This is a genomic window from Pseudomonas brassicacearum subsp. brassicacearum (assembly GCF_008801605.1).
In the GTDB taxonomy this organism is placed as follows: Bacteria; Pseudomonadota; Gammaproteobacteria; order Pseudomonadales; family Pseudomonadaceae; genus Aquipseudomonas; species Aquipseudomonas brassicacearum.
Genome location: NZ_VZPJ01000003.1, coordinates 72,841 through 97,864, shown reverse-complemented (window position 1 = coordinate 97,864; position 25,024 = coordinate 72,841). Strand labels below are relative to the sequence as shown.

The window sequence follows — 25,024 nt, the reverse complement described above, 5'->3', positions numbered from 1 at the left end:
CCCTTTTTTATGAAACACGCTTTTTGGGATCTGCGCGTTGGCGGGGTTCCTTGAAGTGCCTGACGGAGGCGGACAGCCTGTTTAGCTGTTACGCCCGTGGCGACTATGCAAGACACATTGAGAATCACCGAAGTTTTTTACTCGTTGCAGGGTGAAACGCGGACGGCTGGGCTGCCCACAGTATTTGTGCGCCTCACCGGTTGCCCGTTGCGCTGCCAATACTGCGACAGTGCCTACGCGTTCAGCGGCGGCACCTTGCGAACCCTCGACGATATCCTTGAGCAAGTGGCCAGTTATCGTCCGCGTTATGTCTGCGTCACGGGTGGTGAGCCATTGGCGCAACCCAATGCCATCCCCTTGCTCAAGCAGTTGTGCGATGCCGGTTACGAGGTTTCCCTGGAAACCAGCGGCGCCCTGGATATCTCGGCCGTCGACCCGCGCGTCAGTCGCGTCGTGGACCTGAAGACTCCAGGCTCCAAGGAAGCGCACCGCAACCGTTACGAGAATATCGAGTTGCTGACCCCCAACGATCAGGTCAAGTTCGTGATCTGTTCGCGGGAAGATTACGACTGGGCCGTGTCCAAGCTGATCCAGTACGGGCTCGACCAGCGGGCCGGCGAAGTGTTGTTGTCGCCGAGCCATCACGATTTGAGCGCCCGGGACCTGGCGGACTGGGTGGTGGCGGATAACCTGCCGGTGCGCCTGCAACTGCAGCTGCATAAATATCTTTGGAACGACGAGCCGGGGCGCTGATATGACTGAACATTCGAACATTGCCGAAAAACGTGCGGTCATCCTGTTGTCCGGCGGCCTGGATTCGGCCACCGTCGTGGCCATGGCCCGTGCCGAGGGGTACCGCTGCTACACCATGAGTTTCGATTATGGCCAGCGCCACCGCGCTGAACTGCACGCTGCCGAGCGAGTGGCCCGGGACCTGGGCGTGGTGGAACACAAAGTGATCGGCCTGAACCTCAATGGCATTGGTGGCTCGGCCTTGACCGACAGTTCCATCGACGTGCCGGAGGCGCCTAGCGAAGGCATCCCGGTGACCTATGTGCCGGCGCGTAACACCGTATTCCTGTCCTTGGCATTGGGCTGGGCCGAAGTGCTGGGCGCTCGGGACATTTTCATCGGCGTCAATGCCGTGGATTACTCCGGTTACCCGGATTGCCGCCCGGAGTTCGTCGAAGCCTTCGAGCGCATGGCGAACCTGGCGACCAAGGCCGGTGTAGAAGGGCAGGGTTTCCGCATCCTGGCGCCGTTGCAGAATCTCAGCAAGGCCGACATCGTCAAGGCCGGTGTGAAGCTTGGCGTGGACTACGGGCTCACTGTTTCCTGCTATCAGGCCGACGATCAGGGCCGTGCTTGCGGCAAATGCGACAGCTGCCGCCTGCGCGCAGAAGGCTTCGCTGCGGCGGGTGTGAGCGATCCAACCCGTTATTTTTGATTTATTTCAAATTAGGTGTTGAATAGTCCTTAGAAATCAGTATTATACGCGCCACCACACAGCGGGTCGTTAGCTCAGTTGGTAGAGCAGTTGGCTTTTAACCAATTGGTCGTAGGTTCGAATCCCACACGACCCACCATTTTTTGCAGTTTTAAAAGTCTGGAAGGCCCACGAAAGTGAGGATTTCCGGATTTTTTTTTGCCTGCGAGAAAGTGGCCGGACAAGTCCCGAATCTGACTGGTGTGGCGCCAGTCCTTGGGAGATTACGCCATTAACCTGGAAAAGCCGGCCTCAACTCCTAGACTGTTGAAGCCCGCTCCTTGTTCAAGCGCAGCGTGCACCTCGTTATAAAACGCGAGAGGTTCGATCAAGGAGGATTCGACATGAAGCTGCGAATTACCCAGTTTGCTCCATTCGATCAGGGCAAGGATATCAAGGCTGATATCAAGGGCGGATGGTGTGCCGGGGTAACCGCCACGGTCGGCATTGCCGTCGGCTCCTATGATGTGGAAGGGCAACCCGATTTTGGGCATTGGGTCGAGCATGTCGCTTTTGTAAAAGCCAAGGCGGCGTTGCTGAAGATCAATTCCAACCTCAACACGGCCGAAACGCTGCAGGCCGTCCTGGGCCGATACCAGCAAACCCGTGACGTCTGCGGTGACCTGCATAAGTCCAAGTTTGAAGCGCGAGGCTGTAAAGTCCTCCTGAGCTTGTCGGGATGGTTTCCAGTGCTGGGTTATGCGTCCTACTTGAAAAACTCCAAATGGCTGACCAACCATATTGGCTACATCATCCGAGGCGGGGACAAGCTGGTGTTGTTCGACCCCAATTACGGTATCGGTTTATTCACCATTGAAGATGCGCTGCCGCTGAACCTGAACGAGCTGACCAAGGCGATCGGCATCCTTGCCTGGAAGAGTGGCCTTGCCAGTTACCTGCTGTCCTACACGGCGGCGACTTCCGTTGTTGACGAAGATCCCTTGCAACTGCGCTTCTCGACCGATACCGAGGAGAAAATCCGAGCCTTGGAAGAGTACAGCAGTCGTTTTTTCACCGGGACAAAGTAGTAGCGTTAGCGGATATGTCGCCCATAACCCTTTGGGTCAAACCGCAATACCATCACCATCATCAACACCATGACCGCCGTGAGCGACCACCAGGCCCACTCAAAACTCCCCAATTGGTCGCGGATCATCCCGGCAATCAATGGCGAGAGGCCGGCGATGAGATAGCCGACACCCTGCACGAACGCGGTAAGGCCGCCGGCCCGGCGTGGGTTGTCCAGGTGGTCGAGGGAGACGATCAGGCTCATGGGGAATAGGCCGCCGATACCCAGCCCCAGCAGGCAGGCCCAGAGCAGGCTGAAGCGTTCCGGGCTGAGGATCAGGCCGCAGAAGCCGCCGATGATCAGGGCCAGCAGGACGGCCAGGACCAGGCGTTTATCCCGGCTGCGGTTGGCAATCGCCGGAGTGACCAGGCCGGATAACACTTCCATTGCCGTGAGGAACCCCAGCAACAGGCCAGCGTGCTGTTCGCTCCAGCCCTTTTCCACGTAGTACGGTGCCAGCCAGGCCAGCACGCAGGTGTAGGAGGCGGTGCCCAGGCCAAAGAAAATCGCCAGGAGCCAGGCCCGGGCGTTGCTGGAAAACGCTTCGTGATGCCGGGACGCTCCGTCGGGCAAGGGCGTGATGTTCGAGCGCTGGGCATACCAGCAGCCCAGGGCGACCAGTGCCAACAATGCCCAGATTGCCAGGCCGACGCGCCAACTGCCCGTCTGGGTCAGGACAAAGGGTGAAAACGATGCGGCAATCGCCGCCCCACCCATGATGGAGGTGACGTACAAGCCCATGAACAGCGAGACGTTGTCGGCGAAGCGCGACTTGATCAGTGCCGGCATCACAGCCTGGATCAAGGCGATCCCGAGCCCGGCCACGATCGCACTGGCGATCAACCCGGCGGCGCTGTCCAGATACAAGCGCGAGGCCGTGGCGATGCCAATGATCAACAGCGATAGCACGATGGTGCGGTGTTCACCGATGCGCAGGGCGATGCGCATGCCCAAGAACATCGCCAGGCCCATCGCCATGACGGGCAACATGGTCAGCAGCGAGGCGGTACTGAAACTCAAGGGCACCTCGCCGCGAATAGCTGACAACAACGGCCCGACCGCTGCCATCGAGGGCCGCAGGTTCAGCGCCACCAAGACGATGCTGACCATCAGCCAGATGGCGTGGGTGCTTGAGGTTCGAATATTTTCCATGGAGCCGCCTTTGCTGGGCAAAGGGGCATTTAGGCTGGCTCCGGACGTTGTGGGCAAATTGAAAATTGGACAGAGGTATTTAAAAATTCGATAGCGCTACGGAGCTTGTCCGAGAGCCCAATGCCCATCCCTTGTGGGAGCGAGCTTGCTCGCGATGGCGGCAATACCTGCACATCAGTACGAGCTGACCCACCGCTATCGCGAGCAAGCTCGCTCCCACAGAGGGGAAGGTTTAATCCGGCATCGGGCTCAGTGTCCCCAGCCATGCCACCAACCCAAGGATGGCCACCGCCACAGCGAACTCCAGGACCATGCTGCGCCGCAGGGCTGTCACCGCGACCCTGTGCTCGCCGGTGTGTCGGGCCTGCTCCAGCAATGGGCTCAGGTGAAAGCGGTTCAGCGCGGCGAACACCAGCATGGCCGCGAACAAGACGAGTTTGAGCGCCAACAACTGACCATAGGTGCTGTCCAGTAGTCCTTCGACGCTTGGGCCGACGATGAACAGATAATTGACCACCCCTGTCACGGTGATGAGCACCACGATCACCGCCCCGGCGGTTTCAAACCCGATCAATGTCCGAGCCAGTACCGCCAACTGCGGTTCGGCCTGGCGAAGCAGCAGGGCAAACGCGGCCAAGGCCCCGACCCAGCCACCCGCTGCCCAGAGGTGCAGGAAGTCGGTGATGAAGTGCCAGTTGCGGCGTGCGCCTTCGTCCATGGCGCCGTGTCCTGCCCAGGCCAGCGTCGCCAAGGCCACGGCCCCGCCCAGCATGACCAGGCCCAGGCTGGCAGTCGGCCAACGTTTATTGAGCGTCACGGCGACAACGGCCACCAGCAGCGCCGCCATCCGCAGTGTCCAACTCGAGCCGACGTCGGTCTCCAACACCATCATTTCAATGTGCGGCCACAGCTCGGCCCAGTCCGCAACGCCGCTCATGGCCCAGGCCATGCACGCCATGGCGGCGAGGGAGAGCAACCCGCCCAGCACCGCCGTGGTCACTAGCAGTGGCGTGAAAGGCAGTTGCGCGCCTGACACCCGTTCCTGGCCTCGCAGGCTATAGAGCCCGAACGCGGCCAGGCCGAACAACAACATCAAATCCAGGTACAGGGCAAAGCGCAGCGCAATGTTGATCGAGTCGCTCATCAACTCACTTCACCTTGAACGTGACGTTACCGGTGATCGGGTGAGTGTCGGACGACACCGCGCGCCATTGGACCTGATAGGTGCCGGCGGTGAGGGGACCATTCGGGACAATGACCATGGTTTTCGGGTCATCGCTGCCGGAGACCTTGGCTGGCATAGGCATGGGCGAATGCGCCGCCATGCCGGGCATCTCGGTCATCATCAGCTTGGCACCGGAAAACTTGGTCATCAGGTTTTCGGAAAAATGCAGCTCGATCTTTGCCGGTGCCGCACCTTCGGCGCCTTCGGCAGGGGTAGAGGACAGCAGTTTCGGGTGGGCCTGGGCCAGGCCACTGACCAACAGGCCGGTGGACAAGGCGACAGCAACAACAGCGGTTTTGATGAATGACATGCAAGGACTCCTACAGCTTGGTTTTTTAGTTTTGAGTGAAACAGGTCAGTGGCTCAGAACCACATGCGCACGCCCAACACCAGGCGGGCTTCGCTGCGGTCTTCGCCTTCTTCACGGGCGTAATCGGCGGTGTTGCCGTAGACCCGATTCCAGGTGACGCCAATGTAGGGTGCGAATTCGCGGCGTATTTCATAACGCAACCGTACGCCGAGTTCGGTGTCCGACAGCCCTGAGCCGACGCCGCGGGCAGGATCGTTCTTGCCATAGAAGTTGACCTCGGCGGTGGGCTGCAGGATCAACCGATTGGTCAGCAAGATGTCGTAGTCGCCTTCCAGCCGCGCCGCGCTCTGGCCACCTTCGCCGATGAACGCGGTGGCCTCGGCTTCGAAGTTGTACAGCGCCATGCCTTGCACGCCGAAGGCGGCCCAGGTTTGTGGATCGCCCGGCTTGAAGTCCTGGCGTACGCCGGCCACCACGTCCCACCAAGGACTGATGGCGTGGCCCCACAGGGCCTGAAGTTCCGCCTCTTCGGTCTTGCCGTTGAGGCGTTCACCTTCGGAGCGCAGCCACAAACGGTCGATGTCGCCACCGATCCAGCCGGAGGCATCCCAGCTCAGGGCGCTGCCGTCATCGGCGTCTTGCCACTCCAGCTGGTCGATGAGGAAAAACGAATTGATGGCGCTGTCATGCATCGCGTGTCCGCCATGATCCTCGTAGACGGCGGCGCGGTCGGCGGCGGTCAGTTCCGGGATCGGCGTGCGACTGGTGGTCGGCGCTGATTGCATGGGTTCCATGCCCTGCATCGAGTCCATGCCTTGCATCGAATCCATACCTTGCATCTGGCTATGGTCCATCCCGGGCATCTGGCTGTGATCCATGCCTTGCATGTCGTTGCCCGCCGCCCAGGCCGAGGTGGTGGCGCCGAGGGTCAGGCTGGCAATGAGTGCCATGGGGTAGTGAAAAACAGTGGTCATGGTCGGCTCCTCATTCCTGCACCCGAACTTCACGGAACATCCCCATCTCCATGTGAAACAGCAGATGACAGTGGTACGCCCAGCGCCCGAGGGCATCGGCGGTGACGCGGTAGCTGCGCTTGGCACCCGGTGGCACGTCGATGGTGTGCTTGCGCACCATGAACTGGCCGCTCTCGTCCTCCAGGTCGCTCCACATGCCGTGCAGGTGGATGGGGTGGGTCATCATGGTGTCGTTGATCAGCACGATGCGCAGTCGCTCGCCGTACTTGAGCAGCAGCGGCGCGGCGTCGGAAAATTTCACGCCGTTGAACGACCAGGCGAATTTTTCCATGTGCCCGGTCAGGTGCAGCTCGATCGTACGGCCCGGCTCGCGGCCGTCGGGGTCGGGGAAGGTGCTGCGCAGGTCTGAGTAGGTGAGCACTTTGCGGCCGTTGTTACGCAGCCCCATGCCCGGGTCGTCGAGCTTGGGCTTGACGGTCATGGCCTGCATGTCCACCAGGGGGTTGTCTTTCTCGGTGTCGGGATGCGACAGCATGCCGTCCATGCCCTGCATGGCACCGTGATCCATCCCGGCCATGTCGCCCATGCCCTGCATCTGGCTATGATCCATACCTTGCATCTGGCTGTCGTCCATCCCGGCCATGCCCTGCATCGAGCCGTGGTCCATGCCACCCATGCCCATGTCGTCCATGGTCACCAATGGCCGCGGGTCCAGGGGCGGCACCGGTGCCGACAACCCGGCCCTGGCCGCGAGGGTGCCGCGGGCATAGCCGGTGCGGTCCATGGACTGGGCGAACAGGGTGTAGGCCTCCTGGGTTGGTTCGACAATGACGTCATAGGTTTCGGCCACGGCGATCCGGAACTCATCGACGCTCACCGGTTTGACGTATTGGCCGTCGGACGCCACCACCGTCATCTTCAAGCCGGGAATACGCACGTCGAAATAGCTCATGGCCGAGCCGTTGATAAAGCGCAGGCGAAGACGTTCGCCAGGCTTGAACAGGCCGGTCCAGTTCATGTCCGGCGCCTGGCCGTTCATGAGGTAGGTGTAGGTGGCGCCACTGACATCGGCCAGGTCAGTGGGATTCATCTTCATCTCGGCCCACATCTTGCGGTCGGCCACGGTGCTGGCCCAGCCGTTCTTGCCCACATCGTCAATGAAGTCGCCGACGGTGCGTTTGTTGTAGTTGTAGTAGTCCGACTGTTTCTTGAGCTTGCGAAGGATGTTGCCGGGGTCCTCATCGGTCCAGTCGGTGAGCATCACCACATAGTCCCGTTCGTACTGGAAGGGCTCCGGTTCCCGGGCGTCGATCACCAGCGGGCCGTAGACCCCGGATTGTTCCTGGAAGCCGGAATGGCTGTGGTACCAGTAGGTGCCGTTTTGCCGGACCTTGAACTGATACACGTACATGCCGTCGGGTTCGATGCCCTTGAAACTCAACCCCGGAACGCCGTCCATGTTGGCTGGCAGCAGGATGCCGTGCCAGTGGATGGACGTGGTGTCCTTCAAGCGATTGCGCACCCGCAGGGTCACGGTGTCGCCTTCACGCCAGCGCAGCAGCGGGCCGGGGATGCCACCGTTGATGGTCTGGGCGGTGCGTGGCTTGCCGGTGAAATTGACCGGGCTTTCGCCGATGAACAGATCGAACTCGGTGCCGCTCAGGACGTTGGGCTGGCCCGGGCCGGTGACCGCCCAGACAGGCGCGCGCCACAAGCCCAGGCCGCCGAGGATGCCGCCGGCAGTCAGGCCCTTTACGAAGGTTCGCCGGGAAGTTTTTGTTTGCATACGATGGAAGTCCGTCAGTCGATTCGCAGCGAACACGGGGGCAATCCCCCGGTGTCGCTTTGAAAAGAAGATGACATAAGCCGGCCGGGCAGGTGATTACATTTCGGTCAGCTTGCTCTTGCTGGGGCGCGCGTCCGGTTCCAGGGTCGGGCACAGGTCAGAATGATCTTTTGCATCGACGGGATATTCTGTAGCCTTGCCGGCTTCACGCTGTCCCGTGCCTGATTGATACCCACTTTCCCGGCGGTACCCGAGTGGTCCGGAGCCGGGTGTATACTCGACTTTCGCGCTAAACGCGCTTGCAGGTCTTGCGAACATGACGCAAATTTCCGAACGCCTTCTGGTCCAGGCCCACCTCGACGCCAAGCAGCCCAAGCCGCTGACCGCCGAGCAAGAGGCCTGGTACCGCGCCGCCATCGCCGCCGAGCTCAAGGCTCAGGACGCGGTGCTGGTCGCGCACTTCTACTGCGACCCGATCATCCAGGCCCTGGCCGAAGAGACCGGTGGTTGCGTGTCCGACTCCCTGGAAATGGCCCGCTTCGGCAATGCCCACCCGGCCAAGACCGTGGTGGTAGCGGGGGTCAAGTTCATGGGCGAGACCGCCAAGATCCTCAACCCCGAAAAACGTGTGTTGATGCCCACCCTGGAAGCCACCTGCTCCCTGGACCTGGGCTGCCCGGTGGACGAATTCTCAGCGTTCTGCGACCAGCATCCGGAGCGCACCGTGGTGGTGTATGCCAACACTTCGGCGGCAGTGAAGGCCCGGGCCGACTGGGTGGTGACGTCCAGTTGCGCGCTGGAAATCGTCGAGAGCCTGATGGACAACGGCGAGACGATCATCTGGGGCCCGGACAAGCACCTGGGCACTTACATCCAGCGCAAGACCGGCGCCGACATGCTGCTCTGGGACGGTGCCTGCATCGTCCACGAAGAGTTCAAGTCCAAGCAGTTGGAGGACATGAAGGCGCTGTACCCGGACGCCGCGATCCTGGTGCACCCGGAGTCGCCGACGTCGGTGATCGAACTGGCGGATGCCGTGGGCTCCACCAGCCAATTGATCGCCGCGGCCCAGACCCTGCCGAACAAGACGCTGATCGTCGCCACTGACCGGGGTATTTTCTACAAGATGCAGCAGCTGTGCCCGGACAAGGTCTTCATCGAAGCCCCTACCGCCGGCAACGGCGCGGCGTGCCGCAGTTGTGCACACTGCCCTTGGATGGCGATGAATACCCTGGAGCGCACGCTCAAGAGCTTGCAGGAGGGCGCCAACGAGATCTTCGTCGACCCGGCGCTGATCCCCCAGGCGATTCGCCCGCTCAAGCGCATGCTCGACTTCACTCAGGCGGCGCGGATGAAGCTGGCGGGCAATGCCTGATTGAAGGCGAGAGGCTTGATCGTTCCCACGCTCTGCGTGGGAATGTAGCCAGGGACGCTCCGCGTCCCAAAAAGCCGAACGCGGAGCGTCCGCAGAGGCGTTCCCACACAGAGCGTGGGAACGATCAAGGATGAACGAAGTTATTTGGTCTTCTTGGGAATCCGCACCAACTGCGTATCCGAGTAGATGTCATGCCAACTGCGCTTGCGCTTGTCGAACAGCGCCCAGATGAAGCCCAGCCCCACCAGCAGCAATGACGCAATCGCTACCACGAACCGCAACAGCGCCTGCCACAGGCTGATGGCAGTGCCATCGGCGTTCTGTACACGGATGCACCACACCTGCATGCCCAGCGTCTGGCCGTTGTGGGTCCAGAACTTGGCGAAGAAGCCGAACAGCACGAACAGCAGTACGGTGGACAGCAGCGGGTCACCGTCCAGTGCGCCGGCTTCGGTCAGGGCGCGCATTTTTTCTTCGCCGATGATCGCCATCTGGATCATCTTGTAGGCACCGCTGGTGACGATCAGCAGCGCCGTGCACAGCAAGAAGTCATAAAACATCGCTGCCAGGCGACGGCCCAGGCCGGCGGGAGGAAAGTCGCCCTGGGGAGTGAGCAGGTGTTTCGACATGACGGCCTCAGTTGAAAAAGAAGCCATTTTACGGATTTACGCCCATAAAAAAGCCCCTGATATCAATCAGGGGCTTTTTTAGTGTGCGAAAGCCTTAGGCTTCTGCTTGAACCTCGTCAGCCTGCATGCCTTTCTGGCCTTGCACAGCAACGAAAGTGACTTTCTGGCCTTCTTTCAGGCTCTTGAAGCCGTTGCCCTGGATGGCGCGGAAATGCACGAACAGGTCCGGACCGCTTTCAGGCGTGATAAAACCAAAACCCTTCTCGTCGTTGAACCACTTGACGGTACCGCTCTGACGTTGAGACATTTTCTTATTTCCTTTGACGCTAAAATTGATGACAGCCTCTTTCGCATGAAAGAGTACTGGGCTGGGTTGCAGGAAAGTAAGAGACGTCGAACGGGATGTAGCGAACTTCATAAGCTACTGCCCAGGTCACGATTCCAAGCGACCCATGCAAACACAGTGACCAAACTCTACGCCAACTACGAATGAAAAAACAACCCCCCGGGGAAGCCCGTATTTACTCAGCTCGCAGGCATTTACATACATCGCCGGGCGGGGCTTATTCGATAGGCTAGTTCAATTGTTAACGACCGTTATAAGCGCCATTGAATGTCTAAGGATATGCACCTTTTTATGGCGGTTGCGTTACACATTAGTGCACGTATAACGCAATCGCGTTACTTATAGAAACAGTCAATCAACCGCGGTAGTAGCGTTGTGGGACGAATGGCATTTTGCTTACAAGTAAAGGCACCTTTTTCCCACGCACGATGGCCCAGACTGGCGTATCCAGCGCGACATAGGCGCTGTCCAGGTAACCCATCGCCAACGGACCGCCCAGGGTCGGGCCGAAACCGCCGCTGCACACCGTCCCGATAATCTCGCCCGCTTCGTTGACGATCTCTGCGCCTTCGCGCACCGGTGTGCGTTCCTGGGGCAGCAGGCCGACGCGTTTGCGCTTCACGCCGCCCTGTTGTTGGGCGAACACGGTTTCAGCGCCGGGGAAACCGCCAGCGCGAGCGCCGTCGGCACGACGTACTTTGGAAATCGCCCACAACAGGCTGGCTTCGATCGGCGTGGTCTCGGTGTTCATGTCGTGGCCATAGAGGCACAGGCCGGCTTCCAGGCGCAGGGAGTCACGGGCACCGAGGCCGATGGCCGCGACTTCCGGCTCGGCCAGCAGGGCGCGGGCCAGTTTTTCCGCATCGGCGGCGGGTACCGAGATTTCGAAACCGTCTTCACCGGTGTAGCCCGAACGGCTGACAAAGCAGTCCACGCCCAGCAGCGTGACGCGCTGGAACTGCATGAAGGTCATCTTCGCCACGTCCGGCGCCAGGCGTGCGAGCACGGTGACGGCAGCCGGGCCTTGCAGGGCGAGCAGGGCACGGGCTTCGAACAGCGCCTCGATGCTGCACTGCGCACCAATGTGGGCCCGCAGGTGAGCCAGGTCCTGGTCCTTGCAAGCCGCGTTGACCACCAGGAACAGTTCGTCATTGCCCAGGTTGGCGACCATCAGGTCGTCGAGGATGCCGCCGTTCTCGTTGGTGAACATGGCGTAGCGCTGCATGCCCACCGGCAGGTCGATGATGTCCACCGGCACCAGGGTTTCCAGGGCCTTGGCGGCGCCTGCGCCGGTCAGGCGGATCTGGCCCATGTGGGACACGTCGAACAGCCCGGCCTGATCACGGGTGTGCTGGTGTTCCTTCATCACCCCCAGAGGGTACTGCACCGGCATGTCGTAGCCGGCGAACGGCACCATGCGGGCACCGAGTTCGAGGTGCAGCGCGTGCAGCGGGGTCTTCAGCAGTTGTTCGGTGGACATATCAGCTCCTGGAAAAAATGTGGAAGTGAGGCAAGCGCATCAGCATTCGATGATGTTGACCGCCAGACCGCCGCGGGCGGTCTCCTTGTATTTGCTTTTCATGTCGGCGCCGGTCTGGCGCATGGTGCGGATGACTTTGTCGAGGGAGACGAAGTGATGCCCGTCGCCGCGCATGGCCATGCGTACCGCGTTGATGGCCTTCACCGAGCCCATGGCGTTGCGTTCGATGCACGGCACCTGCACCAGGCCGCCGATCGGGTCACAGGTCAGGCCGAGGTTGTGTTCCATGCCGATCTCGGCGGCGTTTTCCACTTGCTGCACGCTGCCGCCGAGCACTTCGCAGAGGGCGCCGGCGGCCATGGAACAGGCCACGCCCACTTCACCCTGGCAACCGACTTCAGCGCCGGAGATGGAGGCGTTTTCCTTGTACAGGATGCCGATGGCGGCGGCGGTCAGCAGGAAACGCACCACGCCATCCTCGCTGGCCCCGGGGATAAAGCGCATGTAGTAATGCAGCACGGCCGGGATGATCCCCGCCGCCCCGTTGGTGGGTGCGGTGACGACGCGCCCGCCATAGGCGTTTTCTTCGTTGACCGCCAAGGCATACAGGTTGACCCAGTCCAGTACTGACAGTGGGTCGCGCAGTGCGGCTTCCGGGTTCTTGCACAGCTGGCGGTGCAACGCCGCGGCCCGGCGCTTGACCTTCAGCCCGCCTGGCAGAATCCCTTCGTTGCGACAGCCGGCGGCCACGCAATCCTGCATCACCTGCCAGATTTTCAGCAGGCCGGCACGGGTCTCGGCTTCGGGGCGCCAGGCGCTTTCGTTGGTCAGCATTACCTGGCTGATGGACAGGCCATAGGTGCTGCAATGACCCAGCAGGTCCTTGGCACTCTTGAACGGGAAGGTCAGGGGCGTGGCATCTTCGACGATGCGGTCGGCGCCGGCCGCGTCTTCATCGACGACAAAGCCGCCGCCGACCGAGTAGTACTCGCGGCTGCGCACTTGCAGCCCGGCGGCATCAAAGGCGCGGAAGATCATGCCGTTGGGGTGGAAGGCCAGCGGCTTGCGGATCATCGCCAGGTGCAGCTTTTCATTGAATTCGATGGAGTGTTCGCCGAGCAGGTTCAGGCGACCGCTGCTGCGGATCGCTTGCAGGCGGGCGTCGACGGTTTCGGTGTCCACGGTGTCGGGATGCTCGCCTTCCAGGCCCAGCAGCACGGCCTTGTCGCTGCCGTGGCCCTTGCCCGTGGCGCCGAGCGAGCCGTAGAGCTCGACCTTGACGCTGGTGGTGCAATTGAGCAAGTCATCGCGACGCAGCCCCTCGGCGAAACGGGCAGCGGCACGCATCGGGCCGACGGTATGGGAGCTGGAAGGGCCGATACCGATCTTGAACAGGTCGAACACGCTTAACGACATGGTGTTTCTCCGGTTTCTTTTTATGAGGATCGACGGTGGTTTAAGGTCTGACATGGATCCTTGTGGGAGCGAGCCTGCTCGCGATAGCGGAGTGTCAGGCAACATCTCTATTGGCTGTTACGCCGCTATCGCGAGCAGGCTCGCTCCCACAGGGGATTCGGAGGGCTGGTAGATCGCCCTCCGTTCAGGTCAAGCGTAGCTTTCGATCGACGGGCAGGCGCAGACCAGGTTGCGGTCGCCGAACACGTTGTCGACCCGGCCCACGGGCGGCCAGTACTTGCCTTCGATCAACGACGCCACCGGGTACACCGCCTGTTCGCGGCTGTAAGGGTGGGTCCACTCACCGACGATTTCCGCCGCGGTGTGCGGGGCGTTTTTCAGTGGGTTGTCGTCTTTGTCCAGGCTGCCGTTTTCCACCGCGCGAATTTCTTCGCGGATGCAGATCATGGCGTCGCAGAAGCGGTCCAGTTCTTCCTTGGATTCGCTTTCGGTCGGCTCGATCATCAACGTGCCGGCCACCGGGAACGACATGGTCGGCGCGTGGAAACCGAAGTCGATCAGGCGCTTGGCCACGTCATCGACGCTGATGCCGCTGCTGTCCTTGAGTGGACGCAGGTCGAGGATGCATTCATGGGCCACCAGACCGTTACTGCCGGAGTAGAGCACCGGGTAGTGCTCTTCCAGGCGACGGGCGATGTAGTTGGCGTTGAGGATCGCCAGTTGCGAGGCGCGCTTGAGGCCGGCGCCGCCCATCATGCGGATATACATCCAGGTGATCGGCAGGATGCTCGCGCTGCCGAATGGCGCCGCGCACACCGCGCCTTCCTTGCGTTCCATGTTGGCGTGGCCCGGCAGGAACGGTGCCAGGTGCGACTTGACGCCAATCGGGCCGACGCCCGGGCCGCCACCGCCGTGGGGAATGCAGAAGGTCTTGTGCAGGTTCAGGTGCGACACGTCGCCGCCGAACTTGCCTGGGGCGCAGAGGCCGACCATGGCGTTCATGTTGGCGCCGTCGATGTACACCTGGCCGCCGTTGTCATGAATGATGCCGCAGATTTCGCGGATGCCTTCTTCGAACACACCGTGAGTGGACGGGTAGGTGATCATCAATGCGGCGAGGTGTTCGCGGTGCTCGATGGCCTTGGCCCGCAGGTCTTCGATGTCGACGTTGCCGCGGGCATCGCAGGCGGTCACGACCACGCGCATGCCGGCCATGTGGGCGGTGGCCGGGTTGGTGCCGTGGGCCGAGGACGGGATCAGGCAAATGTCGCGACGGTCTTCGCCACGGCTCTGGTGATAGGCACGGATCGCCAGCAGGCCAGCGTATTCGCCCTGGGAACCGGCGTTGGGTTGCAGCGACACTGCGTCATAGCCGGTGGCGGCGCAGAGCATGGCCTCCAGCTCGTCGGTCAGTTGCTGGTAGCCAGCGCTCTGCTCGGCCGGGGCGAATGGGTGCAGGGCGCCGAACTCGGCCCAGGTCACCGGGATCATTTCGCTGGCGGCGTTGAGTTTCATGGTGCAGGAACCCAGCGGGATCATGGTGCGATCCAGGGCCAGGTCCTTGTCGGCGAGCTTGCGCAGGTAGCGCATCAGCTCGGTTTCGGAGTGGTAGCGGTTGAACACTGGGTGGCTGAGGATCGCCGATTGGCGCACCAGCTCGGCCGGGATACGGCTTTGCACGCTGGCGGCCAGTGCCGCGAAGTCCGGCAGTGCCTTGCCGTCGGCCAACAGCTTCCACAGTGCTTCAACGTCAGCCTGGCTGGTGGTCTCGTCCAGGGACAGGCCCAGGCGTTCAGCGTCCACCACACGCAGGTTGATGCGCTGTGCGCGGGCCTTGTCGTGCAGGGCAGCGGTTTGCGCGCCGGTGCGCAAGGTCAGGGTGTCGAAGAAGCTCTCTTGCTCGACGCTCAGCCCTAGCGCGCCCAGGCCCTTGGCGAGGATCGCGGTCAGGTGATGGATGCGATTGGCAATTTGCACCAGGCCCTTGGGACCGTGGTACACGGCGTACATGCTGGCGATGTTGGCCAGCAGTACCTGGGCGGTGCAGATGTTGCTCGTGGCTTTCTCGCGGCGGATGTGTTGCTCGCGGGTCTGCATCGCCAGGCGCAGGGCCGGCTTGCCGAAACGGTCCACGGAAACGCCAACCAGACGGCCCGGCATGTCGCGCTTGAAGGCGTCCTTGGTGGAGAAATACGCCGCGTGCGGGCCGCCGAAGCCCAGCGGCACACCGAAGCGCTGGGCGCTGCCGATGGCTACGTCGGCGCCGAATTCACCTGGCGGGGTCAACAGGGTCAGGGCCAGCAGGTCCGCGGCCACGGCCACCAGGGCATTGGCGGCGTGGAAGCGTTCGGTCAGTTCGCGGTAGTCGAACAGGTCACCGTTGCTGGCCGGGTATTGCAGCAGCGCGCCGAAGAAGCCGCTGACGTCGCTTAGTTCGCGCTCATCGCCGACCACCACGTCGATGCCCAGGGGCTCGGCGCGGGTGCGCAGTACGTCGAGGGTTTGCGGGTGGCTGTGTATGGAGGCGAAGAACGCGTTGCTGCCCTTGTTCTTGCTCAGGCGCTTGCAGAAGGTCATGGCTTCGGCGGCGGCGGTGGCTTCGTCGAGCAAGGAGGCGTTGGCGATCGGCAGGCCGGTAAGGTCGCTGATCAAGGTCTGGAAGTTCAACAGCGCTTCGAGACGGCCCTGGGAAATTTCTGGCTGGTACGGGGTGTAGGCGGTGTACCAGGCCGGGTTTTCCAGCAGATTGCGCAGGATCGGTGACGGCGTATGGCAGTTGTAGTAGCCCTGGCCGATGTAGGTCTTGAACAGTTGGTTCTTGGCGGCGATGGCCTTGATCGAGGCCAGTGCATCGGCTTCGCTCTGGCCGTCGCCCATGTCCAGCACGCTGGTGCCCTTGATGCTTTCCGGGATGACGCTGGCGCTCAGGGCTTCAAGGGAGTCGTAGCCCAGGCGCTCGAGCATGGCTTGCTCGTCGCTGGCACGCGGGCCGATGTGGCGGGCGATGAATTCGTTGGCAGTGCCGAGATTAACGGTCATGTGGCGCTCCTCAGGCTTCGGCGTTGGCTTTGATCAGGCGGTCGTAAGCGTCCTGATCCAGCAGTTGGCCAACGGCAGCGGCGTTGACTGGCTTGAAACGGAAAAACCAGCCATCGCCCAGGGGATCTTCGTTGACCAGTTCCGGATTGCTTTCCAGGGCCGGGTTCACTTCGAGCACTTCACCGTCCAGTGGCATGTAGACACCGCTGGCCGCTTTCACCGATTCCACGGTGGAGGCTTCGGCACCCTTGTCATAGCTTTGCAGTTCCGGTAACTGAACATAGACCACATCGCCCAAGGCGTTCTGGGCAAACGCAGTAATACCGACAGTAACGCTGCCGTCGGCTTCGGTGCGCAGCCATTCGTGATCTTCAGTGAAACGCAACTCGCTCATGGAAACTCCTGGGGCCAGATTCGTCTGGTGGACGCGAAGAAGGCGCGGGGCTTGGCCCGGCCGAATGCTAATACCCATAGCAAGAATGCGGCCAATATTAATAAGTGCTTATATATCAACCACTTGACTGGTTTTTTCGAAGCTTGGCTCGACTTCGCTGTAGCGAAATCGCTACAGGTGGGAGGCTGGATAAAATCGTTGTGGGATCAAAGCCTTGCGCAGCGCTGCTTAGCGATGGGTGTAGCGATATCGTTCCACTGTAGCGCTTTCAGTACAGGTGGAGGTCGTTTTTGACGTGATTTCGACCACAACACAGAACCCTTGTGGGAGCGAGCTTATGGTTTCCCGGAAATCCCGTATTTACGCAACCGATGGGCAATCGCGGTGTGGGAAGTTTGCAGGCGGTTGGCGAGCTGGCGGGTGGAGGGGTAGTTGACGTAGAGGCTTTCGAGCAGGTGCTTCTCGAAGCTTTCCACGGCCTGTTCCAGGCTTTCGACTTCCACATCGCCCTGACGCGCCACGGAGGTGCCGGCGATGTCCAGGTCGCCGATATCCACCAGGCTGCTTTCGCAAATGGCGGCGGCGCGGAAGATCACGTTCTGCAATTGCCGCACGTTGCCCGGCCAGCGGTTGCCCAGCAGGGCCGGGTAAGTGCCGGGGGCCAGGCGGCAGACCGGGCGCTGGATCTGCGCGCAGGCCTGCTGCATGAAGTAACGCGCCAGCAGCAGGATGTCCTGGCCGCGTTCCCGCAGCGGCGGGACTTCGACATTGAGCACGTTCAGGCGATAGAACAGATCTTCGCGGAACGAGCCCTCGCTGACCATTTTCTCCAGGTTGCGGTGGGTGGCGCTGAGGATCCGCACGTTGACCTTGATCTCCCGGTCGCCACCCACCCGGCGGAAGCTGCCATCGTTCAGGAAGCGCAGCAGCTTGGCTTGCAGGTACGGCGACATTTCGCCGATTTCATCGAGAAATACCGTGCCCTGGTTCGCCAGCTCCATCAGCCCTGGCTTGCCGCCCCGTTGCGCCCCGGTGAAGGCGCCGGGGGCATAGCCGAACAGTTCGCTTTCCGCCAGATTCTCCGGCAATGCCGCGCAGTTCAGGGCCAGGAACGGTGCGCCATGACGGGTGCTGATGGCATGGCAAGCCCGGGCCACCAGTTCCTTGCCGGTGCCGGTTTCGCCCTGGATCAGCAGCGGTGCATCCAGCGCCGCGACCCGCTGGGCCCGGGCTTTGAGGGTGCGGATCGCCGGGGATTCGCCCAGCAGCGCGTCGAAACCTTCGGCGTGATCGTGATGCAGGGCCGACAGGCGCTCGCCGATGCGGTTCGGTTGATACAGCGTCAGCAGCGCGCCGGCGTCGGTGATGGGTGTGGCGTCCAGCAGCAAGGTCTGGCCGTTGAGGGTGATTTCCCGCAGCGGCAAGCGAAAACCGTTCTCCAGCAAGGCGTCCAGCAAGGCCTCGTCACCGAACAGCTCGGCCACGCTTTCCCCAGCCGGTTCACGACCGTACAGGGCAATCAGCGCCGGATTGGCCAGCAACACCTTGCCGGCACTGTCCAGGGCCAGTACCGGGTCGGTCATGGCCGCGAGCAACGCATCGAGCTGCAAGTGCCGACGCTGGCCCGGCAGGATGTCCACCACGGTGACCGCCTGCACGCCGCGCACGCTGAACAGCGCCTCGCGCAACTCGTCGAGCACTTGCGGGCTGAGGGTCGGGGCGTCGATGTAGACGTTGGGCGGCACCATCTCCACCGCATCCAGATTGAGATTGCGCCCACCGAGCAAGGCCAGGACTTCCTGGGTGATGCCGACGCGGTCGATAAAACTGACGTGGATACGCATGGGGCGATGGATTCTGGAACTCGGAGGGCCGCAAGTATGCCTTGGGGCGGGCTAATGGTGAAATCCTGGCGAAGAGACAAGAAATACACCGACCGCTCCCACAGTGGCGGTCGGCGGTGAGGCGGCTATCGTTTAGAGCCCCACATCCCACTCGGGCATCTCGGGAAACTTCAGCACCAGAAAATCCAGCAGGCTGCGCAGCGCCGACGGCATGTGTTTGCGTGAGGCGTACACCGCGTACATGTTCATCCGCCGCGGTTCGGCGTGAGGCAGCAGGCGGATCAGTTCGCCGTTCTTGATGTGAGCGCCGGCCTGGTAGCTGGGCAGCATGGCCACGCCGGCACCGGCTATCGTGGCCTGAAGCAATGTGCTGGCTTCGTTGGCGCTGATGTTGCCCTGCACCGGCACCGAGACCTGCTCGCCGTCCTGCTCGAAATGCCACAGGCTCTTGCCGACGTAGGAGTGGGTCAGGCAGTTGTGCCGGCTCAGCTCTTCCACGCGCAGCGGTGTCGAGTGTTCACGCAGATAGTGCGGCGAGGCGCAGATCACCGAGCGGCAGACCGTGAGGCGGCGGGCAATCAGGTTCGGGTCCAGGTCGTTGCTCATGCGGATCGCCAGGTCGATGCGCTCATCCACCAGGTTCACGGTGCGGTCGAGCATTTGCAGGTCGACGCTCACCCCTGGGTAGCGCTTGACGTATTCGGCCATGGCGCTCGCCAGTTGGGCCTGGCCGAACGAGGTGCTGGCGCTGATGCGCAGCATGCCCCGTGGCGCGTCGTCCGGGGTGCTGACGGCGGCTTGCATGTCGCCGGACAGCTCGAGCATCTGCCGGCAGCGCGGCAGGATCTCCGTGCCTGCGGCCGTCAGGCTCAGCTTGCGAGTGGTGCGGTGCATCAGCCGGGCACCGACCCAGTCCTCCAGCTCCGCCAGATACCGCGACACCACCGGCCGCGACAGGTCCAGATGCTCGGCCGCCGCCGACTGGCTGCCCAGGTCCACCACCGTGACGAACACCCGCATTGCTTGTAGACGATCCATGATCTGCCCGATTTCAGAAACAAACTATGTTCGATCATCGCATTTTTTGAAACGAGTCAGGTCACTAAGCTCCATCTCATTCCCTTTCGGGCTTTTGGACAACGGAGCACACCATGACCGGATTTATCCCCCTCAAGCGCCTGCTGCTGGCAACCGCCGCCCTGGCCTTCACCGCCCAGACCTGGGCCGCCGGCTTGACGCTGGACGTCTACAACCCCGGCGCGGCGGCGGTTTTCCCGGTGACCTCGGTGTTGGTCAGCGGTGAAAAAGAAGCGATCCTGGTAGACGCCCAGTTCGGCAAGACCCAGGCCGCACAGGTGGTGGAAAAAATCCGCGCCAGCGGTAAGCGATTGACCACGATCTACATCAGCCATGGCGATCCGGACTACTATTTTGGTTTGGAAACCCTCACCGCCGCGTTCCCTGAGGCCAAGGTGCTGGCGTCCGCGCCGACCGTCGCGCACATCAAGCAGACCATGGACGGCAAGCTGAAATATTGGGGACCGATCCTGAAGACCGATGCCCCGGCCAAAGCCATCGTGCCCCAGGTGCTCAAGGGCGACAGCCTGACCCTGGAAGGCCAGCGCTTGCAGATCGTCGGCCTCGATGGCCCACAGCCGGACCGCAGTTTCGTGTGGATTCCATCGATCAAGGCCGTGGTAGGCGGTGTGGTGGTGGCCGAGAACATCCACGTCTGGATGGCTGACACCCAGACACCGCAGTCCCACAAGGACTGGCTGGCGACCCTCGCCGGTATTGAAAAGCTGCAACCGAACACCGTGATCCCGGGCCACTACCTGGGTGAAAGCGCCCGGTCCCTGGCTCCGGTGACATTCACTGCCGGCTACATCAAGGCCTTCGATGAAGAAACCGCCAAGGCCAAGGATTCCGCCGCGCTGATCGCCGCCATGAAGCAACGCTACCCGAACCTGGGTGAAGACAGTTCCCTGGAGCTCAGTGCCAAGGTGGCAAAGGGCGAGATGAAGTGGTGACAACCCTGATTCCAGGGTATCGGATGCGCTTTTGTGGCGAGGGAGCAAGCTCCCTCGTTACAACGGTGTACATACCGCAAAGTTTTGTCATGTCCGTTTCGAGCACAGCTTTAATAGCCCCTATGTGTAATCACTGGAGAACACCATGAGCAAAATCGCAATCATCGGCGCCACCGGTCGCGCTGGCAGCCAATTGCTGGAAGAAGCCCTGCGCCGTGGTCACAGCGTGACGGCCATTGCCCGCAACACCGCGAAAATCGGTGAAAGGGCCGGAGTGGTCAGCAAGCAGCTGGATGTATTGGACAGCGAGGCGTTGACCGCGGCGGTGACCGATCACGATGTGGTGATCAGCGCGGCCCACTTTGCCACCGTGCCGGCCGACAAGGTCATCGCGCCGGTGAAAGCCGCCGGGGTCAAGCGTTTGCTGGTGGTCGGCGGGGCCGGTTCGTTGCTGCTCCCGGACGGCTCTCGTGTGATCGACAGCGATGGCTTCCCGGAGGAATACCTTGCCGAAGCCAGCGCCGGAGCGTTGTTCCTGGACGTACTGCGCCAGGAGCAGGACCTGGACTGGACCTTCCTTTCGCCTTCGGCAGAGTTCGTCGAAACCGAGCGCACGGAGCAGTTTCGTCTTGGCAAGGATCACTTGCTGTTCGACGCCGCCGGGCGCAGTTGGATCAGCTTTGCCGATTACGCCATTGCGATGATCGATGAAGTGGAAACACCGCAGTTTTCGCGGACGCGGTTTACCGTCGGCTACTGATCACTGGTTTGTGTAGGAGCTGTCGAGCAACGCGAGGCTGCGATCTTTCCTTGGACACTTGAGTCTCTAGCGAAAGATCAAAAGATCGCAGCCTCGCTTCGCTCGACAGCTCCTACAGGGATCAGCCGTGAACCCGCACCCAGACGCTGACCAGCACCGTCGCCGCCATCAACCACGCCACCGCCGCCACGGCCAGGGACGCCTCCAGGCGCATGCGGTCGACCATCACGTAAAGGGTCGCCAAGTAGACGAAGTACGGAATGATCGACCACATCCCAAACACGATGGTGGTCTTCAGGTCGTCCACCGAGCGGCCCTTGCCGACGATGTAATGGGCAATCAGGGCGAAGGTCGGGAACAGCGGCACCAGCCCGGCGATGTAATAGTTCTTGGTCTTGGCCAGCATCGCCAGGATGACCACCACGGCTGCACCGAGCGCCGCCTTGAAAATCAGATCCACAGGTTTCCCGCCCAGTTGATTAATGGCTCAAGCCATATTTTTTGACTTTGTCGAACAGCGTGGTCTTGGCCATGCCCAGTTCCAGGCTGGCCTGGGTCAGGTTGCCACCGCTGCGTTGCAGGGCGTCCACCAGCAGGTTGCGCTCGAAGGCTTCGACTGCTTCGGCGAAGGCCAGGCCCTGGTTGCCGCCGCTGGCACCGGAGCGCTTGAACGCCGGCAGGCCAAGGGCGTAACGCTCGGCGACGTTGCGCAGTTCGCGTACGTTGCCCGGCCAGTCGTGGCTCATCAGGTTCGACAGGGTCTGGTTGTCCAGCTCCGGTACCGTGCGATCGAAGCGCAGGGACGACTGCTGGAGAAAGTGCTTGAACAGTTGCAGGATGTCTTCGCGCCGCTCGCGCAGTGGCGGCAGTTCCAGGGTCACCACGTTGAGTCGGTAATACAGGTCGCTGCGGAACTGCCCGGTCCGGCCCATTTCGTCCAGGTCGGACTTGGTGGCGGCGATCACCCGGCAATCCACGGCCACGCTCTGGTTCGAACCCAGGCGCTCGAGGGTGCGTTCCTGCAACACGCGCAGCAACTTGATCTGCAAGGGCAGGGGCATGCTTTCCACTTCATCGAGAAACAGCGTGCCACCGTCGGCGTGCTCGATCTTGCCGATCCGCCGTTTGCCGGCTCCGGTAAAGGCATTGGCCTCGTGGCCGAAAATCTCGCTTTCGAACAGGTTCTCCGGCAGGCCGCCGCAGTTCAGCGCGACGAACTGCTTGTCGTGGCGTCGGCTGAAATCGTGCAGGCAGCGAGCGACCAGTTCCTTGCCGGTGCCGGTTTCTCCTTCGATCAGCACGTTGGCCGAGGTATCGGCGACGTTGGCGATCAGCGCGCGCAGGTGCTGCATGGCGGGCGAGCGGCCAATGATCCGGCCTTCCAGGGAATCGCGTTCGGCCAATTGCCGACGCAGCGATGACACTTCCCGGGCGAGGCTGCGCTGCTCCAGGGCACGGCGGGCGACGTCCACCAGGCGTTCAGGGGAGAAGGGTTTCTCCATGAAGTCATAGGCGCCTTTTTGCATGGCGCCGACGGCCATGGAGATGTCGCCGTGGCCAGTGATCAGCACCACCGGCAAGCTGCGGTCCCGTGCCTTGAGGCGGGTCAGCAGTTCCAGGCCGTCGATGCCCGGCAGGCGAATGTCGCTGATGACGATGCCGGCAAAGTTATCGTCGACGCGCTCCAGGGCCTCTTCGGCGCTGCCCACGCCGATGCAGGGAATGTCTTCCAGGGTCAGCGCCTGCTGGCAGCCCAGCAGGACATGGGGGTCGTCTTCGACGATCAGTACGCTCAGGTCGTTGTTCATAGCGGCTCGGCAGGTAAAAGGCTTACCAACGGTAAACTGAGGACAAACGTGGTTCCACTGCCCTCGACCGGATGCTCGACACCCAGGTATCCACCCGTGGCGGCGGCCAGGCTGGCGGAAAGCGTCAGGCCCAGGCCCAGGCCTTGTTCGCCGGGTTTGGTGGTGAAGAAGGGTTCGAACAGATGCTTGCGTGCTTGCGGGTCAATGCCATGGCCGTTATCCCGCACGCGCAGGCGATATTTGCCATCGCCGGCCTGGCCTTCGAGCCACAGCTGCGGTTCGGGTTGTGTCTGCATGGCGTCCACGGCATTGCCGATCAGGTTCACCAGGATCTGCTCCAGGCGCGTCTGGTCAATGTGCACCTGGACATCGTCGAAGCTTGAATGAATCTGGATGTTCAAGCTTTCAAGGCGGGCGCCCAGCAGTTGCAGCGCAGCCTCGACGCCTTTGCCGAGGCTGGCCTGGCCCTGGTCGTCGCCACGGCGGGCAAAGGAGCGCAGGCTGGCGGTGATCCGGCCCATGCGGTCGATCAAATCGTTGATGGTCTTGAGGTTGGCGCTGGCGATGTCCAGCTGGCCGCGTTCCAGGAAGCGCACGGTATTGCCGGACAAGGTGCGCAGTGCCGCCAGCGGCTGGTTGAGTTCGTGGGCGATGCTGGTGGACATCTGGCCGATGGCTGCCAGTTTACCGGCCTGGACCAATTCGTCCTGGGCCCGGCGCAAGGTCTCTTCGGCCTGCCGCCGCTCGCGGATCTGGCCCTTGAGTCGTTCGTTGCTGGCGCGCAGGTCGGTGGTGCGTTCGGTAATCCGACGCTCGAGCTGGTTGTTGGCTTGCTGCAAGGCTTCCCGGGCCGCGAGACGGGTGGCGATGACCTTGCGCCGTTCGTTCCAGGCGATCAACAGGAACGCCACCAGGGCGAAGGCCACGGCTACCAGGATGCCTTGGTTGATCGCCTGGCGACGCAGGTCTTCAAGTGGGGTCAGCAGGGTGAAATTCCACGGGGTATCGCTCAAGGGCCGGGTCTGCGACAAGTAGCTGATGGCGCGCTCGTCGGACACCAGTTCGCTGTTGGCCGGGAACGTCAGTTTCTCCATGCCTTCGGCCAGGCGTTCCCGGGCCAGGGGCACCAGTTCATTGAGCGGAAACCAGTAGTACTGCAGGCTGCGGGCCAGGCGTTCCTTGGTGTCGTCGCTCAGGGGACGAACCGACTTGAGCCGCCGCGCCGGGTCGCTGGACAGGATGATGATGCCGTTCTCGTCACTGACGAACGCCTCCAACCGCGCACGCTGCCAGCGTTCCTCCAGGGCTTCGAGGCGCACCTTGACCACGGCCACGCCGATGATCTTGCCTTGTTGCTCCAGGCCATGGGCCAGGTAGTAGCCAGGTTCGCCGTTGGTGCTGCCGATGCCGTAGAAGCGCCCCGGCTGGCCGCGCACGGCGTTCTGGAAATAGGCGCGAAAGGACAGGTCTTCGCCCAGGTAACTGTCGACATCGCGCCAGTTGCTGGTGGCCATCACCCGGCCGGTGGTGTCCATCACGTAGATGGCCCGGCTGCGGCTGCGGCGGTTCAGGCCTTCGAGGTATTCATTGACGGTCCTGCGGTGCTCGGGCGTCGGGTCGTCGAGCAGTTGCGAGACACTCGACTCAAGCTCCAGCAGGCTGGGCAGGTAGGTGTACTTGCTGATCTCGCTCTCGACCGCACGGGCGTGCAGCTCCAACTGGCGTTCGCCATTCTCGGCGAGGCCACGTACGCCATAGTGCTCGCTGATCCAGAAGCCGAGGTAACCCAGGCCGATCATCAGGGCGATGACCAGTGGCGGCAGGAACAGATGGCGGATCAGGCGGGGTTTCACGGCGAGTGATGGCGGCGCGGCGCGATAGAGGGTGGGGTCGCATTTCAT

22 protein-coding genes and 1 tRNA gene are annotated in these 25,024 nt (G+C 62.0%); 7 read left to right on the top strand and 16 right to left on the bottom strand.

The annotated features are described in order from the left end of the window. The first annotated feature begins 105 nt into the window (after positions 1-105). The 4 genes from queE to F7R20_RS08995 all read left to right on the top strand — a co-directional run bounded on the left by queE (position 106) and on the right by F7R20_RS08995 (position 2,514). Positions 106-753 (top strand): 7-carboxy-7-deazaguanine synthase QueE, encoded by a 648-nt coding sequence (gene queE / locus F7R20_RS09010; RefSeq protein WP_003205025.1) that lies wholly within the window; start codon positions 106-108, stop codon positions 751-753. Positions 754-772: 19 nt separating this feature from the next. Next, positions 773-1,447, top strand: coding sequence for a 7-cyano-7-deazaguanine synthase QueC (gene queC / locus F7R20_RS09005; RefSeq protein ID WP_161796660.1), 675 nt, complete (start codon positions 773-775; stop codon positions 1,445-1,447). A 63-nt stretch (positions 1,448-1,510) separates the two neighbouring features. Further along, positions 1,511-1,586, top strand: a tRNA-Lys gene (locus F7R20_RS09000). Between the two features lie 244 nt (positions 1,587-1,830). Continuing rightward, positions 1,831-2,514, top strand: coding sequence for a hypothetical protein (locus tag F7R20_RS08995; RefSeq protein ID WP_003205022.1), 684 nt, complete (start codon positions 1,831-1,833; stop codon positions 2,512-2,514). Between the two features lie 5 nt (positions 2,515-2,519). Here F7R20_RS08995 and F7R20_RS08990 read toward each other — a convergent pair whose 3' ends face one another. From F7R20_RS08990 to F7R20_RS08970, 5 genes are all read right to left on the bottom strand, one after another. Next, entirely contained in the window at positions 2,520-3,707 is a 1,188-nt protein-coding gene (locus tag F7R20_RS08990) for a cyanate transporter (protein ID WP_003205021.1), read from the bottom strand. 232 nt (positions 3,708-3,939) lie between these two features. Beyond that, positions 3,940-4,851 carry a copper homeostasis membrane protein CopD gene (gene copD, locus F7R20_RS08985; RefSeq protein WP_003205019.1) on the bottom strand — a complete coding sequence of 304 codons (912 nt, stop codon included), beginning with the start codon at positions 4,849-4,851 and terminating at the stop codon, positions 3,940-3,942. 4 nt (positions 4,852-4,855) lie between these two features. Next, positions 4,856-5,242: a copper homeostasis periplasmic binding protein CopC gene (gene copC, locus F7R20_RS08980; protein WP_003205017.1), complete on the bottom strand. Its 387-nt coding sequence runs from the start codon at positions 5,240-5,242 to the stop codon at positions 4,856-4,858. A gap of 53 nt (positions 5,243-5,295) precedes the next feature. After that, on the bottom strand, positions 5,296-6,216 hold the full coding sequence (locus tag F7R20_RS08975) for a copper resistance protein B (RefSeq protein WP_003205015.1): 921 nt from the start codon (positions 6,214-6,216) through the stop codon (positions 5,296-5,298). A gap of 10 nt (positions 6,217-6,226) precedes the next feature. Continuing rightward, complete coding sequence (locus F7R20_RS08970; protein WP_003205013.1) at positions 6,227-8,002, bottom strand: copper resistance system multicopper oxidase; 1,776 nt, start codon at positions 8,000-8,002, stop codon at positions 6,227-6,229. Between the two features lie 316 nt (positions 8,003-8,318). Here F7R20_RS08970 and nadA point away from each other — a divergent pair, with 316 nt between their 5' ends. Continuing rightward, positions 8,319-9,377 carry a quinolinate synthase NadA gene (gene nadA, locus F7R20_RS08965; RefSeq protein ID WP_003205010.1) on the top strand — a complete coding sequence of 353 codons (1,059 nt, stop codon included), beginning with the start codon at positions 8,319-8,321 and terminating at the stop codon, positions 9,375-9,377. A 140-nt stretch (positions 9,378-9,517) separates the two neighbouring features. Here nadA and F7R20_RS08960 read toward each other — a convergent pair whose 3' ends face one another. The 8 genes from F7R20_RS08960 to F7R20_RS08925 form a co-directional block, all read right to left on the bottom strand. Continuing rightward, positions 9,518-10,006: an RDD family protein gene (locus F7R20_RS08960; protein WP_003205008.1), complete on the bottom strand. Its 489-nt coding sequence runs from the start codon at positions 10,004-10,006 to the stop codon at positions 9,518-9,520. A gap of 94 nt (positions 10,007-10,100) precedes the next feature. Beyond that, positions 10,101-10,313: a cold-shock protein gene (locus F7R20_RS08955; protein ID WP_003175786.1), complete on the bottom strand. Its 213-nt coding sequence runs from the start codon at positions 10,311-10,313 to the stop codon at positions 10,101-10,103. Between the two features lie 394 nt (positions 10,314-10,707). Further along, positions 10,708-11,832 (bottom strand): glycine cleavage system aminomethyltransferase GcvT, encoded by a 1,125-nt coding sequence (gene gcvT, locus F7R20_RS08950; RefSeq protein WP_003205006.1) that lies wholly within the window; start codon positions 11,830-11,832, stop codon positions 10,708-10,710. A gap of 39 nt (positions 11,833-11,871) precedes the next feature. Continuing rightward, positions 11,872-13,248 (bottom strand): L-serine ammonia-lyase, encoded by a 1,377-nt coding sequence (locus F7R20_RS08945; protein WP_003205004.1) that lies wholly within the window; start codon positions 13,246-13,248, stop codon positions 11,872-11,874. Between the two features lie 189 nt (positions 13,249-13,437). Beyond that, positions 13,438-16,287, bottom strand: coding sequence for an aminomethyl-transferring glycine dehydrogenase (gcvP, locus tag F7R20_RS08940; protein WP_003205002.1), 2,850 nt, complete (start codon positions 16,285-16,287; stop codon positions 13,438-13,440). A 10-nt stretch (positions 16,288-16,297) separates the two neighbouring features. After that, complete coding sequence (gene gcvH / locus F7R20_RS08935) at positions 16,298-16,681, bottom strand: glycine cleavage system protein GcvH (RefSeq protein ID WP_003205000.1); 384 nt, start codon at positions 16,679-16,681, stop codon at positions 16,298-16,300. Positions 16,682-17,016: 335 nt separating this feature from the next. Beyond that, positions 17,017-18,525 carry a sigma-54-dependent transcriptional regulator gene (locus tag F7R20_RS08930; protein WP_003204998.1) on the bottom strand — a complete coding sequence of 503 codons (1,509 nt, stop codon included), beginning with the start codon at positions 18,523-18,525 and terminating at the stop codon, positions 17,017-17,019. 132 nt (positions 18,526-18,657) lie between these two features. Continuing rightward, complete coding sequence (locus F7R20_RS08925; protein WP_003204995.1) at positions 18,658-19,563, bottom strand: LysR family transcriptional regulator; 906 nt, start codon at positions 19,561-19,563, stop codon at positions 18,658-18,660. A 113-nt stretch (positions 19,564-19,676) separates the two neighbouring features. Between F7R20_RS08925 and F7R20_RS08920 the strand changes: the two genes are divergently transcribed. After that, entirely contained in the window at positions 19,677-20,555 is an 879-nt protein-coding gene (locus F7R20_RS08920; RefSeq protein ID WP_003204993.1) for an MBL fold metallo-hydrolase, read from the top strand. A gap of 145 nt (positions 20,556-20,700) precedes the next feature. After that, complete coding sequence (locus F7R20_RS08915) at positions 20,701-21,315, top strand: NAD(P)-dependent oxidoreductase (protein ID WP_003204990.1); 615 nt, start codon at positions 20,701-20,703, stop codon at positions 21,313-21,315. Positions 21,316-21,436: 121 nt separating this feature from the next. On the opposite strand, the gene F7R20_RS08910 is transcribed toward F7R20_RS08915, so the two are convergent. The 3 genes from F7R20_RS08910 to aauS are packed head-to-tail and all read right to left on the bottom strand — an operon-like array spanning position 21,437 to position 25,024. Continuing rightward, complete coding sequence (locus tag F7R20_RS08910) at positions 21,437-21,766, bottom strand: GlpM family protein (protein ID WP_161796659.1); 330 nt, start codon at positions 21,764-21,766, stop codon at positions 21,437-21,439. 28 nt (positions 21,767-21,794) lie between these two features. Next, positions 21,795-23,123, bottom strand: coding sequence for a two-component response regulator AauR (gene aauR / locus F7R20_RS08905; RefSeq protein ID WP_003204987.1), 1,329 nt, complete (start codon positions 23,121-23,123; stop codon positions 21,795-21,797). Beyond that, positions 23,120-25,024, bottom strand: a complete 1,905-nt coding sequence (aauS, locus tag F7R20_RS08900) for a two-component sensor histidine kinase AauS (protein ID WP_003204985.1) — start codon at positions 25,022-25,024, stop codon at positions 23,120-23,122. Before aauS ends, aauR begins: the two co-directional genes overlap by 4 nt.